The sequence below is a fragment of the Shewanella sp. 4t3-1-2LB genome (genome assembly GCF_017368415.1).
GTDB lineage: Bacteria > Pseudomonadota > Gammaproteobacteria > Enterobacterales > Shewanellaceae > Shewanella > Shewanella fodinae.
On sequence record NZ_JAFNJD010000036.1, the window covers coordinates 34429 to 47767 of the forward strand.

A 13339-nucleotide genomic window follows, 5' to 3' on the forward strand; every position below is an offset into this window, starting at 1 on the left:
TACTTGCTCCTGGGAAATTATTGGGCAAACGCCTTTTTGATATTGGCAATACGATCAGCAATCTGTGCGTCAGTCCAGGACAGCTTAATCGCCATGGAGATGGTCCTGCTCATGATATCGTCAGATTTTGGCACAGATACTTTAGTGTAATCCGGCCGGTCTGCGATTAATGTGATCGGCAGGGCGGCAGCACTGTGCATATGCTGGATATGTTGCCAGTTTTTCAGGTAATGCCAATTATTGACATACCAGTAGAAACAGCCGTCAACACCGTTAGCGGCCAATTTTTTGCTGATTTCCTGGGTACGGGCTTCAGTCGGCAGCATAAAACTCAGGAAGCTGGCATTATCGCCGGCTTCATCAGGGATCTCGCGGAAGCTTACTTCGGCAATATCGGCCATCGCATCTTTCAGCAATTTTTTGTTTTTGCGCTGGATATCGATAATGGTGTCCAGTTTTCGCAGTTGTGCTAGACCTAATGCCGCATTCATTTCGCTGATACGGAAATTCAGCCCCATGATGGGATGGGTTTCAGCGCCACGGTCATTACCGATATGGTCATGGCCGTGATCGGAAAACATATGCGCGTTTTTATAGATTTCGTCGTTATTGCTGATAACGGCGCCACCTTCACCACAAGTAATGGTTTTTACTGAGTCAAAAGAGTAACAGCCGACATCACCGATAGCGCCCAGTGCTTTACCATGATAACTACCGCCGATAGCCTGACAGGCATCTTCCAGCAATACTAGATTGTGTTTGTCACAGATAGCCTTAATCTGATCAATCTTGCCCATAGAACCGCACATATGTACTAGATTCACGGCTTTAGTCCGTGGCGTGATAGCGGCTTCAATGCCTTCTGGCGACAAACACAGTGTCTCATCAATTTCAGCAAACACAGGAACCGCGCCCGCCAGCACCAGCGCTTCTACAGAAGCAACAAAGGTGAATGGCGGTACGATGACTTCATCACCAGCACCGATGCCGGCAGCGGCCAGTGCGGTCTGCAGTGCTGCAGTGCCACTAGACAATAGATGTGCATGTTTGACACCCATTTTTTCGCACAGCAGTTGCTCCATCTCGCGGGTCTTCCAGCGACCATTACGCATCTGGTCAAAGTTGTAACGGAAGGTAAAACCGTGTTCCATCACATCTGCCACTTCCTGTTTTTCTTCAGGACCGAATAATTCAAAACCGGGCATGGGAAGTTATCTCCTAGGATAAAAATTGTGCTCTTGAGATCTGCCAGTAGTGGCATTCAGGCCGGATTTTCGGACGGAGCCTCACGGCGGCGGGCGGAAATGCCGGGGTGACCGCAATGAGCACCCGTTTAGATTGGCGAATTATACCGAGCGCACCTTCAGACTGCGATGTTTTATTAAGGAAAATTTCCTTCGGGTGCTTAAAATTGCGGCAACGGCGACAATCTTTCAGGTAAAAGACGGGGACCTGCGTCCCCTGTGTCTGATTTACTTTTTCAGCGGATGTTCTGCCAACCACTGTTGACCGTCAATGGTCACATCCAAATCTGTCAGGAGGCCATTCTCAATACTGTAGAGCCAGCCATGCACTGCCAGTTCCTGTCCACGTTCCCACGCATCCTGCACGATAGAGGTACTGACAACATTGGCCACCTGTTCCATGACGTTCAGTTCGCACAGCCGATCATAACGCGCTTGCTCGTCCAACGAATCCAGTTCCTGTTGATGCAGACGATAGATATCGCGAATATGGCCTAGCCAGTTATCGATAAGCCCTTGACGTTGTGTTGACATAGAGGCTTTCACGCCGCCGCAGCCATAGTGACCAACGACCATAATGTGTTTCACTTTTAGCACGTCAACGGCGTACTGAATGACGGACAGACAGTTGAGATCGGTGTGGATAACCAGATTGGCAATATTACGATGAACAAATACTTCCCCCGGCATCAGATCGATGATCTGATTTGAGGGCACACGGCTGTCTGCACAACCGATCCACAAAAATTCTGGGGTCTGTTGTTTAGCCAGGGTTTCAAAAAAATGAGGATTCTCGTCATTGATACGTTCCGCCCAGCGACGGTTATTATCAAACAGGGGTTTAAGTAATCTCATTGGTGTTATTAGCTCTTGGTTGTCTAGGACATAGTGTCCTTGTGTTACTGATATTACCAGAAGCACAACAGCGTCTGGTCTATCCATTGAACCATAGGGTGCCGTCAGCAGCATTACGGCCAATAGTTTGTTTTCAATTAGTTGCAGTTGGCTGTTGGTATTGGCGCTACGGTTTTCACATAACGTGTTACTAATGCCGGTAGTTGTTCAAGTATCGGACCTTTAAGACAGATATTACTGTCAGCCAATATATCGGCCAGCTGCGTTACGTCATACTGACATCGCAGTTGTTCGGCCAGAGGATAGTAGCTGTAGTGCCATAATTCGGGGCTTGTACCACTCATGCCTGCCTGAAACGGCCGATAAAAACCGTAATCTGCGGCATTAGCTGCTAACCATTGATGTAAGTAAAAACAAGGACCGTCGGCCTGATATTCGGCATTCACTAGCTGCAACTGCTGGCGTTGTATGGCTCTATCATCAAACAGATCCAGATCTGTCCCCCAATGATGGCGGGAAGTGCCGGGCAGGGCAGACCACAATAACAGAGTATGCAGCAGCGCGTTTTCATCCATTGATTGCCTATCGCTAATAGGGCGGGAGTTGCAGTCCAACAATGGACGTTGACCACGGGCCTTTGCATCCCAAAGTTGCTGTTGGCGCGAAAAGCTGCGATAGGCCGAACAGATAGCAATACTGATCCCGTCAGCGGCAGCCGCTTGCTGCATTTGGGTAAAAGCTTGTGCCGTTTGCGTTTCCAGTAAAAACTGCCGTTGATCGCGGCTCTGAAGCGTTACCAGTCCAGTGTCATCGAGACCATAAAGGCGCTTTTCAGACATGTTCAACACAATAACTTTTCCAATATCCGCTGATAGCACTGCGCCAATAACTCTAAATCGGCCACGCTAACGCATTCGTTGACTTTATGAATGGTGGCATTTACCGGCCCCAATTCAATCACTTGCGCACCGGTCGGAGCGATAAAGCGGCCATCTGACGTTCCACCGGATGTTTGCGCATCGGTCTGGATGCCGGTAGTTTCCAGAATTGCCGCTTGGGTTGCCTCCAATAATGGCCCTGTGTCCGTCAAAAAAGGCACGCCGTTGTATATCCAACTGATGTCATAATCCAATCCATGTACATCTAGAATATGTTGCACTTTGGCGATGAGTTCATCAGCGGTAACTTCGGTAGAATAACGGAAGTTAAACATGACCTGCAGTTCCCCTGGGATCACATTGGATGCGCCAGTACCACCGTTAATATTGGCAATCTGAAAGCTGGTTGGCGGGAAGAAGGCATTGCCGTTATCCCACTGAGTAGCGGCTAACGCTGCTAATGCTGGTGCGGCCTTGTGAATAGGATTATCGGCCAGATGCGGATACGCCACATGTCCTTGAATTCCATTAACCGTCAGGTTGCCGGTAAGGCTGCCGCGACGGCCATTTTTGACAACATCGCCCAGTTTATGGGTACTGGATGGCTCACCGACGAGGGCCCAGGTGATTTTTTCGTTACGGGCTTCGAGGGTATCAATCACCCGAGTGGTACCGTTAATAAACGGCCCTTCTTCATCACTGGTGATGAGAAAAGCAATCGATCCTGAATGCGTGGGATGCTCGGCCACAAAGCGCTCGGTGGCAACTATCATAGCTGCCAGCGACCCTTTCATGTCGGCGGCTCCGCGACCATGCAGATATCCGTCTATCACCACAGGCTCAAATGGCGGAGTATGCCAACGATTGGCATCTCCTACCGGGACAACATCAGTGTGACCCGCAAAACAGAATAGCGGTCCCTGACTACCGCGGCGCGACCAGAGATTAGTGGTATCGTCAAACACCATGGATTCATTAATAAATCCCAGTTTCGCCAGCCGTTCTGCCAGCAACTGCTGACACCCCTCGTCCAGCGGCGTTACCGATGGACGAGAGATCAACTGTTGTGCCAGCGCCAGAACTTCGTTGCTCATAGTCCAAACCACTCCCGGTAAGCTGTCTCATTAAATCCCGCCATCACCTGTGTTCCCCGTTGGAGAACCGGACGTTTGATGAGTGTCGGATTTGCCAACATGAGCTGTCTGGCTTTTTCGGTATCTAGCTGCTGTTTATCTTCATCAGCTAAGGTGCGAAAGCTGGTTGAGCGTTTATTTAGCAGTGCTTCCCAGCCGATGGCATCAATCCAGCTATCGAGCGTGGCTGGCGGTAACGGTTGTTCTCGGTAATCAAAAAAACTGACTGGTAGGTGGTTGGCTTCCAGCCATTGCAGTGTTTTTTTTACTGTGTCGCATACTTTGGGCGAAATGCCATATAGAGTGGATGTCATAAGTGTCAGGTGTGATATAGACGGCACGCTGGTGCCGTGAGTATAAAAAAATGTGATACGGATCACCAGATCAAACAGTCCAGATCCCGAGAAATCTCAGCAGGTCAGAGTTCTACGGTGAAGATCACGTCTTTACCAGCCGTTACACTACCTTGGCGTTTTTCGAGAAAACGCACATCTTCCATATTCGCCAGCACTACCGGCGTTAATAGGCTGCTGACCTGGCCCTGCAGGTATTCCAGGTCGAACTCCAGAATATGATCACCAGCTTTCACTTGTTGGCCTTCCTGCGCCAGGCGCTTAAAGCCCTTACCTCGAAGTTCGATAGTGCCTACGCCAAAATGTACGAACAGTTCCAATCCTTGCGGTGACTCAATGCTAAAGGCATGATTTGTCTCGAATATTTTTCCAACAGTACCATCTATTGGTGCCAGCATATACTGTCCGGCAGGGGAGATAGCGATACCGTCACCGACAATTTTTTCCGAAAAGACCACATCCGGCACTTTTTCAATCGGTACTATTTCACCGGAAATAGGAGCATAGACCTTGATACCACCTTCGATGTTGGGTTGACCTGAAACCAGGCGCCGGACGCGGCTTAAAAATCCCATGGGTTAACTGTCCTTAATAAGGGTGATTCTGTAGTTGCTTCCTGTTCCGCCATGCTCAGGAAACGATAGTCTTAGCATACTGAATTATTTCTATATCTGACAACCGGATAACAGACTTTCCAACTCAGAAATTCGTTGGCATTGCAATGCTTTTTGCGCCAGCTCGACAAATTCACTGAATTTACCTTCACAAATGGCGGCTTTTATCTCCGGCAACGCGGCAGCATTGGCACTCAGTTCATCAAAGCCCATCCCCATCAGTAACGGCGCAATACGGGGGTCGCTGGCAAGCTCGCCGCACAAAGAGGTGGTGACTCCGGCCGCTTTGGCGGTATTTAACGTTTGCGCAATCAATTGCAGTACCGCCGGGCAGAATGCTGGGTAGCTGGCGGTCAGTTGTGGATTACCACGATCGGCGGCTAGGGTATATTGCGCCAGATCATTGGTACCAATGCTGACAAAACTTAGTCGCGGTAGCATGGTGGACAGATTAACGACTGCGGCAGGGGTTTCTACCACAATACCGTATTCAGGTTCGGCGAACGGCTTCTGTTCTAATAACAGTTGCTGGCGGCAGATCTCGATTTCAGCAAACAGTTCATCTAACTCTTCCGGCTGGCATACCATAGGAAACATCAGCCGTACTTGACCAAACGCCGCAGCTCGCAATACGGCCCGAAGTTGAGTGTGCAACACATCTTTATGCCGTAAGGTGTAGCGTAGACCACGAACACCAAGAGCGGGGTTATCTTCTGCCAACAGCTGATTAATGCAAGAAAACTCTTTATCGGCACCCACATCGAGTGTGCGAATGGTCAGACACTTGCCTTTAATGAGCTGTAATGCCTCGCAATAGAGACTGAATTGCTCTTTTTCATCCGGCATGGACACGGCATCCATCAGCATAAACTCAGTGCGAAACAGGCCAATTCCTTCGGCACCAGATTGTGGCAGCCTAGCAATATCGTTAAGATTCCCGACGTTAGCGAGCAGTGTCAAACTGTGACCATCCTGGGTGACACAGGGAATATCGCGGTAGCGGGCGAGGGCATCGCGTCTTTGTCGATCATCCGCCAACTGCTTTTGCAATGTCGCCAACTCTTTGGCGTCAGGCTGTGCGTATAGTTTGCCTTGATAACCATCCAGAAATAGCTCAGTACCATTGCTGATAGCTGCAGCGTCAAAATTGCAGGACAGCAGGGCCGGGATCCCGGCAGCCCTGGCCAGAATGGCGGTATGACTGGTGATACCACCGGTTTTTAGCACAATGCCCTTAATGTGATTCAGCGGGAGTAAGGCAAATTCAGCTGGCGTCAGGTCTTCCGCTAGCAGAATACTGTCTTCCTGAAGCTGTTGCAGTCGTTCGCCTCCGGCACCATTAATGGTGGCAATCAGCCTTTTAGACAGACTCAGTACGTCCTGCGCACGGCGGGCGAGATAAGGATCGTCCAGTGCTTCCATTTCACTGGCCTGGTGGTAGAACACACGCTGCACTGCCGCTCCAGCGGACAGTTGCAGGGTATTAATGGAGCGACTTATCTGGCTGGTGAGTTCGGCATCGTCCAACAACAGTAAATCGGCTTCCACCAGTTGGTAGTTGGCAGAGCCTGCTTCAAGGGAAAGAAGACTGTTACGTAATTGCTGGCACAGTTGGGCGACAGCGTGACTCGCCTTTGCTTGTTCGGAGGGAATACTGGAAAGCGGCAACAGACGATAATCGAGACTGTTATCGAAGGGCTCAAACAGGACGGCTTTGCCCTGGGCGATACCAGAGGATACGGCGATTCCTTTCATCTCCATTGGCTGTCCTTAACTCAGTGTCATCAATAGTTCAGCAATACGATCTACAGCTTGCTCTGCTTGTTGCCCGTGGGCGAAAATCCGCACATGGGAACCGTGATATAATCCCAAGGTTTGTAATTTGAATAAACTCTTGGCACTGGCTTGCTTGCCCTGACATTCCACAATGACATCACACAGAAACTGTTTCGCCTCTTTGACCAATAACGCTGCCGGGCGGGTGTGGATGCCATGGGGAGCAGTGATGGTAACGGTTTTTTCATACATAGACTTCAGACTCATGTTGATCGCAAACAGCCGTTATCTGGCGCTAGCATGCCGCACTCAGCGGTCATATTCAATCACTTGGTAGCCCTTAGCGCGTAACGCTTTTATCGCAGTGTCCAGCTTATCCCACTTAACCAGTATATAGTCGGTATCGAATGTAGATAATGAAAAAATACAGACATGAGCGTCTGCTAAGGTTGTGGCAATCTTAGCGTGTATCCCGGTAGCAGAAAATCCCAGCGGCCCGAGTATCTCCAAACAGCGCCAATTGCTCTCTTGTTCTAGGCTATCGAGTGGCACGCGGGCATCAATCACAATTGACATTTCTTCGCGGGTCTTCGCCAAAAAATAGGTGGGCTGTTCAAGCACGACTGACGGAACGGCGGTATCAGCAGCGAAACTATGTATGGTGTAGAGCGTAGGGTGAACAGCCAGCGTCAAGCGCACAACATAATTCCTCTAGATAACCGGGCATCTTAATGATGCCCGTTATATATGTGTGACGCTCCTTGTCTTCGGCTCCCATCATAACCGTCAGGTTTTGAACTGTCCAAGTGCCGCAGCCATCTGCTGGCTGATGTTACCCATATCGGCGGCAGCATGGCTGTTGCTGGCATTCGCTTGGACGGACACTTCTGTGAGCTCAGAAATATTACTGATATTACGATTAATTTCTTCTGTCACCAAAGATTGTTCTTCGGTAGCGCTCGCCAATTGAGTGTTCATATCAGAAATGGCGGCAACCAATTGCAGGATTTTTTCCACGGCGGCATTGGTGTTCTGTGCATGCTGCTGCAACTCCTGTGACTCTTTTTGGGTCAGTTGGTTACTCTTCATGACACTGTCAACACCGTGTTGGATCTCGGCAATAATGGTATGGATCTCGTTAGTGGATTCCTGAGTCCGAGTGGCCAGCGCTCGCACCTCGTCGGCCACAACGGCAAATCCTCGCCCATGTTCTCCTGCGCGAGCAGCTTCAATCGCCGCGTTCAGGGCCAACAGGTTGGTTTGGTCGGCAATAGAACGGATAACTTCCAAAATACTGCCGATTTTCTCAGATGCATGACCCAGAGCCAGCGTTAAACTTGCCGAAGATTGTAATTCACTCGCTAACGTGCGGCAGCCTTCCAAGGTATTTTCCATGGTTTGCTTACCTTGGAGCGCTTGCTGCTTCACGCTCGTGGCCGCATCGGCCGCTTGCTGGGTATTGCCAGCCATTTCACGAGTCGTACTCAGCATTTGATTGATAGCTGTTGCAACACTGGCAATCTCTTTATGGATATGATCTGCACTTTCATTCGATTCTTGTACTGCATTCATCAGTTGTCCGGCATCGGTATTCAGATCCAGTCCCAGCGGTTTCATCTGTTGCAGTGCAGTGGCAATCTTGGCAACAAACTCATTGAATGCATCGGCCAGTAATGACACCTCATCTTTGCCTGGGCTGTTTAGCCGCTTGCGCAAGTCACCATCGCCCTGGGCGATATCCTTCATAGCGTTAATCGCTTCGTTAATTGGGCTGGTAATGGATTTGTTCAACACCAAGAAGAAAGCAAAAATCGGCAATGAGATAATCAGCATGATCACTAAATAATGGATGGATACCGTGGTCATGGTGTCATTGATATCGCTGACATAGTTGCCAGTCATAATTGTCCAGTCCCATGTTTTGTCATGGCGGGCTTCAGTGAGTTTTTTTTCGTCTTGCCCGGTCGCTGGATTGCGGTAGTTATAGGTGATAGTCGCTTTATCGTTGGCTCTTGCATCACTGATAAACTTGACAAAAGGGTGTTCACCATCGGCGGTTTTTAACTCGGAAACGTGTGTCCCGACCAATTTGGGGTACTGGCTGTCAGACAAAATAACGCCATCACTGCCAATCAGGATGTAATAACCATCCTTGCCAAAGCGCATACCATCAAATAAACGAATGGTTTGCTGTTGTGCCTCTTTTTCTGAAGTATTACTGGCATAGGCTTGGAGTCGGCTCGCCTCAATAATCGATAATGCAGAATTTAGTAACGCATCATTCTGCACCCATTTCTGATTGATTAGATTGCTGTATTGCTCCTTAATAGAAAAACTTGCGAAGCATACAGTTCCTATTGCTGCCATCACTAACATCAGGATCAATCTTTGCAGGATGGTAAGTTGCCGCAGCAGATTCATGGATGCAATCCTTTTTATGTTATATTTCTATAAGTTGCGTCGAATATACAGCAATTCCATTAGCATTTGAAAGTATTTCGCTAAACGGTATTTTCAATAGTTGATCACGCTCATTTTTCCGTCATAAACGCGGGATGGCAAGCAAATTACTTTGCCTTTGTGGAAGCCAGCAGCATAGAATCAGACTACGCTTTATAATTATTTGTTTTCTCTCCGGATATATGTGGCTATTGCATTGTCCGGATGGCTATCAGGAGCAGCTCAGATGCAGCCATCTCAAGTGATCAACTCGGATGATATTTTACTAAAACTATGTCGGTCGGTGTCGCAGGTCTTGTCAACCACCACGGCTAGCAGAATTAGTCATGCTGGTATGGTTCAGCGCATCGGGCAAACGCGTTTGCGGCCAGATCTGGGGTGTTTTTCGATTTTTGATGGTGGTTTCTCAGGACTGGTGGTGATCAACTTTTCAGCTGATGCGGCCATGGAGATCTACCGCCGCTACCTGTTGAGTATGGGCATGCCGGAAGATGAGTTAGCCATCAAGTACACCTCTGATGAAGTGGCAAACGTGATGGGTGAGCTGATGAACCAGATGTTGGGCAACTTTATTAATCAGGTTTCCAAAGAGTTGCAAACGTCCATCAGTCAGAGTCAGCCTAAAATGCTCACTATTAACCGTGAACTGACATTATCCATTGAGGCTAATCTGGATGAGCCGGTCACTCGTCGGGTGAGTTTCCGTACTGAAAACAATAATATCTTTTATCTTGAATTTGCCATGGATAACACTGAATTCATCGGTTTGGCGTCCGTTGACGTCGAAGAGGAAATGGACCCTGATGATATTTTGGCGATGCATTCACGGGGCGCCAGTCACAGCGGGGATGTCACTGAAGACTTGTTTGATAAACTCGGTATCTAATCTGCTGTGTCCGGTCCGGGCTTGCCAAGGCCCGGACATCCTCCTATGATCCCGCGGTTTTTGCTGCCGAGGCTGTTGTTATGTCTGAATACTCTTTATCCATCTATGCCTGTGAACTCGCAGCGCAAGTTATCCGCGATGTTATCAGTGATGGCGCGCCGTTGGATCGGGCTTACTCTCGACAGTTTGCTGGTTTGAAATTAGCCCCTGCACAGCAAGCACAGATAACTCGTGTGGTTGGTGAGATTATCAGACGATTGAACTTATACTGTTATCTAGCGCATGTGTCCTTAGCCGATGCGGGCAAACATGCCGCTGATTTACTGATGGCCTGGCATGCTTATCGGCAATTACCGCCCCCCGGTTGGCAACAGGCTAAGGCCATTGACGCGAAAACGCTGGCATTACGGCTGCAGCATGCCGATAGCGTGGCAGCATTACGCGATGGTTGTCCGGCGTGGCTGGATGAGCTGGGACAGCGGCAGTTAGGTGACAGTTGGGCGGCCGAGCGTGCGGCGTTGGCGCAAGCCCCTAAGCGCTATCTGCGCACTAATCTGCTTAAATGTGACCGTAATCAACTGCAATCGCGGCTGGCAAAAGAGGGCATTTCCGCCGTTGCGGTGGAAGGCGTTGCAACGGCGCTGGAAGTGACTTCTGATGCAGCGTTATTTCGTACTGACGCATTTAAGGATGGTTGGTTTGAACAGCAAGATGCCGGCTCACAACATGTGGCTGACGCGCTGGATGTGACACCGGGAATGCGGGTGATTGATGCCTGTGCTGGTGCGGGTGGGAAAACGCTGCACCTGGCTGCCAAAATGCAGGGCAAAGGCCGATTACTGGCAATGGATGTTGAACAGTGGAAGCTGGACAATCTCAAAGAGCGCGCACGCCGTGCGGGTGCACATAATGTTGAGACCCGGCTGATCAGCTCCAGTAAAACCATTAAACGCCTGAAATTGTCGGCAGATCGCTTGCTACTGGATGTCCCGTGTTCTGGCTTGGGAGTACTAAAACGCAACCCTGACACTAAATGGCGTGACACCGAAACGCGCTTACCCGTATTACAGGCATTGCAAGCACAGATCCTCGACAGCTACAGCCGGATGTTGAAAGTTGACGGCATTCTGGTGTACGCCACCTGTTCCATTATGCCGGATGAAAACCGACAGCAAGTCGATAACTTTCTCACCAGTCATAGCAACTTCCGGCTGTTAGATGATGCTACTATCAGCCCGGCCAACAGTGGTTTTGATGGTTTTTATTGGGCAAGATTGCAACGTACTGCAGAATAATCGTCTGAACAGTGCACTTTTTTTGCAGGGTTTGCTGCAGTTTTTTACAAGCATTGGCGAGTGCAGACGGTTACACTGACTTTAATCTGCTGCTTATCTGAGTTGTGTTTATCTTGTCCGCACCCGCGATTGAACATCAATTATTGACGCCGGTTAGTGGTATCGAGCTAGTGCGTGCCCGTTATCAGGGTTTTGCCTTTGATCGGCATGTGCATGCTGACTTTCATATCGGTGTGGTCGATTGTGGTGCCCAGCGCTTTATGCATCGCGGATCTCAGTATTTACTGGCACCCGGGCGGATTTCGCTGATTAACCCGGATGAAGTGCATGATGGTGAAGGACTGAACAAAGCACTTTACCAAGTGCGGTTGTTACGGATCAGTGGTGCGGCATGGGCTCAGTTTGCACAGCAATTAGGATATGCGGCCGAACCCTATTTCAACGGGCCAGAGATTGTTGATCAACCACTATATCGCGGCTTATTACAACTACATCAACTGGTGAATCAACCACACGGTGCCCCCATTGCGGTTGATGGTTTACTGCTGGAGCTGATGAGCGCACTTATCAAGCGTCATGGCGACAGCCAGCGACGTTCGGTTGCGATTGCTGGCGGGCTTACAGCATGGCAGATAACGCTGTTAAAGGATTTTCTCTATGCCGATTTAGCCGCGAATCACCGCTTACAGACTCTCGCCCAACTGTTTCAACTCAATGAGTTTCAATTTCTACGTAGGTTCCGCCGTAGTTTTGGTATGACACCGCATGCTTACATCTTGGCTCTGCGTGTGGATTATGCTCGACAACTACTGGCAGCAGGCAATGATGTGGCTACCGCGGCCAGTGCCGCTGGATTTTATGATCAAAGTCATCTGCATCATTACTTTAAACGGCGTTACAATCTGACGCCTGCGCTGTATCGGCGTCAACTTGCTGGTTAGCTGCAATTTTTTCCAATCCCTTCGCAATAGACTCCATTACACTGATGCCTATCTAAGGCTTATTGGGTTCACAGAAAACAAACTATGAGTTGGTTGTCGCTGTTATTTACTTTGGGAACTGTACATGTGGCGGCGTTGGTCGCTCCTGGCCCCGATTTTGCGCTGATGCTGCGAGCCAGTGTTGTGGGGGGACGCCGTTATGCGTTTTTCCTAGCGTTGGGACTGGCCTCGGCCATTATGTTACACACCATTACGGTAACGTTTGCCGCAGCCTTGTTGCAACACTGGTTGCCGCAACTGATGTTATGGTTGCCTTGGTGTGCTGCATTGTGGCTGGGATATCTGGGCTATGGCTGTTTGTCTGGGGCGCTTGCCACGCAAGACTCAGTGCAACATAAACAAATGCCCAAGACACTGCGGAGCTATTCTCGCCGTCATGGCTGGTGGACAGGTTTTGCCACCAATGCCTTGAATCCCAAGGCCTATGTGTATTTTTTCAGTGTAATTGCCGGGATGCTGCCACTGCAAAGCCCACTGCAGTTTAAGCTGGCATTAGTGATCCTGTTTTTCAGTCTGGCGTTATTGTGGTTCGGATTTCTTGGCTGGGCACTGAATATCCCCCGTTGCAGCCAATGGTTGCAGCGTAATAATCGTGGGATTTTAGTCTTTAGCGGCGTGATCCTGCTGCTGTTCGCAATGTTACTGCTGTTACAGGGATACCAGCGACTTTGAAATCATTCGCCTTGTAAGGTTAGCAATATATGGCGGTTACCGCCGCAGGGCGGGATCGTACTTTTTAGCCCGTGTTGAGTTGTAGCTCTATGCTGTGATCTAATGGCTGCCCATTTCGCAATTAGCAGCCCTGATGGACTTACTCGAACACTTGACGGTTGTTGAAGAAACC

The 13339-nt window shown here is 49.4% G+C and carries 14 protein-coding genes; 4 read left to right on the forward strand and 10 right to left on the reverse strand.

Annotated features, from left to right (window positions below; translation table 11 throughout):
- Nucleotides 1-17 precede the first annotated feature (17 nt).
- From kdnA to J3L11_RS13485, 10 genes are all read right to left on the reverse strand, one after another.
- A complete protein-coding gene (gene kdnA, locus J3L11_RS13440; RefSeq protein WP_207571322.1) occupies nt 18-1205 on the reverse strand; it encodes an 8-amino-3,8-dideoxy-alpha-D-manno-octulosonate transaminase KdnA in 1188 nt (395 codons plus the stop codon).
- Between the two features lie 267 nt (nt 1206-1472).
- On the reverse strand, nt 1473-2099 hold the full coding sequence (gene can / locus J3L11_RS13445; RefSeq protein WP_133039460.1) for a carbonate dehydratase: 627 nt from the start codon (nt 2097-2099) through the stop codon (nt 1473-1475).
- 137 nt (nt 2100-2236) lie between these two features.
- Nucleotides 2237-2938, reverse strand: a complete 702-nt coding sequence (locus tag J3L11_RS13450) for a M15 family metallopeptidase (RefSeq protein WP_207571323.1) — start codon at nt 2936-2938, stop codon at nt 2237-2239.
- A 2-nt stretch (nt 2939-2940) separates the two neighbouring features.
- Complete coding sequence (gene dapE, locus J3L11_RS13455; protein ID WP_207571324.1) at nt 2941-4071, reverse strand: succinyl-diaminopimelate desuccinylase; 1131 nt, start codon at nt 4069-4071, stop codon at nt 2941-2943.
- Nucleotides 4068-4424 carry an arsenate reductase gene (locus J3L11_RS13460; protein ID WP_207571325.1) on the reverse strand — a complete coding sequence of 119 codons (357 nt, stop codon included), beginning with the start codon at nt 4422-4424 and terminating at the stop codon, nt 4068-4070. The genes dapE and J3L11_RS13460 overlap by 4 nt, the downstream gene beginning before the upstream one ends.
- Nucleotides 4425-4528: 104 nt before the next feature.
- Nucleotides 4529-5038, reverse strand: a complete 510-nt coding sequence (crr, locus tag J3L11_RS13465; RefSeq protein ID WP_133039464.1) for a PTS glucose transporter subunit IIA — start codon at nt 5036-5038, stop codon at nt 4529-4531.
- 90 nt (nt 5039-5128) lie between these two features.
- Nucleotides 5129-6838, reverse strand: a complete 1710-nt coding sequence (gene ptsP / locus J3L11_RS13470; RefSeq protein ID WP_207571326.1) for a phosphoenolpyruvate--protein phosphotransferase — start codon at nt 6836-6838, stop codon at nt 5129-5131.
- 9 nt (nt 6839-6847) lie between these two features.
- On the reverse strand, nt 6848-7105 hold the full coding sequence (locus tag J3L11_RS13475; RefSeq protein ID WP_189616582.1) for an HPr family phosphocarrier protein: 258 nt from the start codon (nt 7103-7105) through the stop codon (nt 6848-6850).
- 57 nt (nt 7106-7162) lie between these two features.
- Nucleotides 7163-7552 (reverse strand): ACT domain-containing protein, encoded by a 390-nt coding sequence (locus J3L11_RS13480; RefSeq protein ID WP_207571327.1) that lies wholly within the window; start codon nt 7550-7552, stop codon nt 7163-7165.
- 87 nt (nt 7553-7639) lie between these two features.
- On the reverse strand, nt 7640-9274 hold the full coding sequence (locus tag J3L11_RS13485) for a methyl-accepting chemotaxis protein (RefSeq protein ID WP_207571328.1): 1635 nt from the start codon (nt 9272-9274) through the stop codon (nt 7640-7642).
- Nucleotides 9275-9539: 265 nt separating this feature from the next.
- On the opposite strand from J3L11_RS13485, the gene J3L11_RS13490 reads away from it, so the two are divergent.
- The 4 genes from J3L11_RS13490 (at nt 9540) to J3L11_RS13505 (ending at nt 13167) form a co-directional block, all read left to right on the forward strand.
- On the forward strand, nt 9540-10199 hold the full coding sequence (locus J3L11_RS13490) for a DUF3334 family protein (protein ID WP_207571329.1): 660 nt from the start codon (nt 9540-9542) through the stop codon (nt 10197-10199).
- 80 nt (nt 10200-10279) lie between these two features.
- Nucleotides 10280-11494 (forward strand): methyltransferase domain-containing protein, encoded by a 1215-nt coding sequence (locus J3L11_RS13495; protein WP_207571330.1) that lies wholly within the window; start codon nt 10280-10282, stop codon nt 11492-11494.
- A 104-nt stretch (nt 11495-11598) separates the two neighbouring features.
- Entirely contained in the window at nt 11599-12435 is an 837-nt protein-coding gene (locus tag J3L11_RS13500; RefSeq protein WP_207571331.1) for an AraC family transcriptional regulator, read from the forward strand.
- Between the two features lie 84 nt (nt 12436-12519).
- Nucleotides 12520-13167: a LysE family translocator gene (locus J3L11_RS13505; protein ID WP_207571332.1), complete on the forward strand. Its 648-nt coding sequence runs from the start codon at nt 12520-12522 to the stop codon at nt 13165-13167.
- The last annotated feature ends 172 nt before the right edge of the window (nt 13168-13339 follow it).

What these genes read in the sequence shown, in the direction of transcription:
- kdnA (WP_207571322.1), bottom strand. Translation starts at nt 1,205, where the DNA reads ATGCCCGGTTTTGAATTATTCGGTCCTGAAGAAAAACAGGAAGTGGCA.
- can (WP_133039460.1), bottom strand. Translation starts at nt 2,099, where the DNA reads ATGAGATTACTTAAACCCCTGTTTGATAATAACCGTCGCTGGGCGGAA.
- J3L11_RS13450 (WP_207571323.1), bottom strand. Translation starts at nt 2,938, where the DNA reads ATGTCTGAAAAGCGCCTTTATGGTCTCGATGACACTGGACTGGTAACG.
- dapE (WP_207571324.1), bottom strand. Translation starts at nt 4,071, where the DNA reads ATGAGCAACGAAGTTCTGGCGCTGGCACAACAGTTGATCTCTCGTCCA.
- J3L11_RS13460 (WP_207571325.1), bottom strand. Translation starts at nt 4,424, where the DNA reads ATGACATCCACTCTATATGGCATTTCGCCCAAAGTATGCGACACAGTA.
- crr (WP_133039464.1), bottom strand. Translation starts at nt 5,038, where the DNA reads ATGGGATTTTTAAGCCGCGTCCGGCGCCTGGTTTCAGGTCAACCCAAC.
- ptsP (WP_207571326.1), bottom strand. Translation starts at nt 6,838, where the DNA reads ATGGAGATGAAAGGAATCGCCGTATCCTCTGGTATCGCCCAGGGCAAA.
- J3L11_RS13475 (WP_189616582.1), bottom strand. Translation starts at nt 7,105, where the DNA reads ATGTATGAAAAAACCGTTACCATCACTGCTCCCCATGGCATCCACACC.
- J3L11_RS13485 (WP_207571328.1), bottom strand. Translation starts at nt 9,274, where the DNA reads ATGAATCTGCTGCGGCAACTTACCATCCTGCAAAGATTGATCCTGATG.
- J3L11_RS13490 (WP_207571329.1), top strand. Translation starts at nt 9,540, where the DNA reads ATGCAGCCATCTCAAGTGATCAACTCGGATGATATTTTACTAAAACTA.
- J3L11_RS13495 (WP_207571330.1), top strand. Translation starts at nt 10,280, where the DNA reads ATGTCTGAATACTCTTTATCCATCTATGCCTGTGAACTCGCAGCGCAA.
- J3L11_RS13505 (WP_207571332.1), top strand. Translation starts at nt 12,520, where the DNA reads ATGAGTTGGTTGTCGCTGTTATTTACTTTGGGAACTGTACATGTGGCG.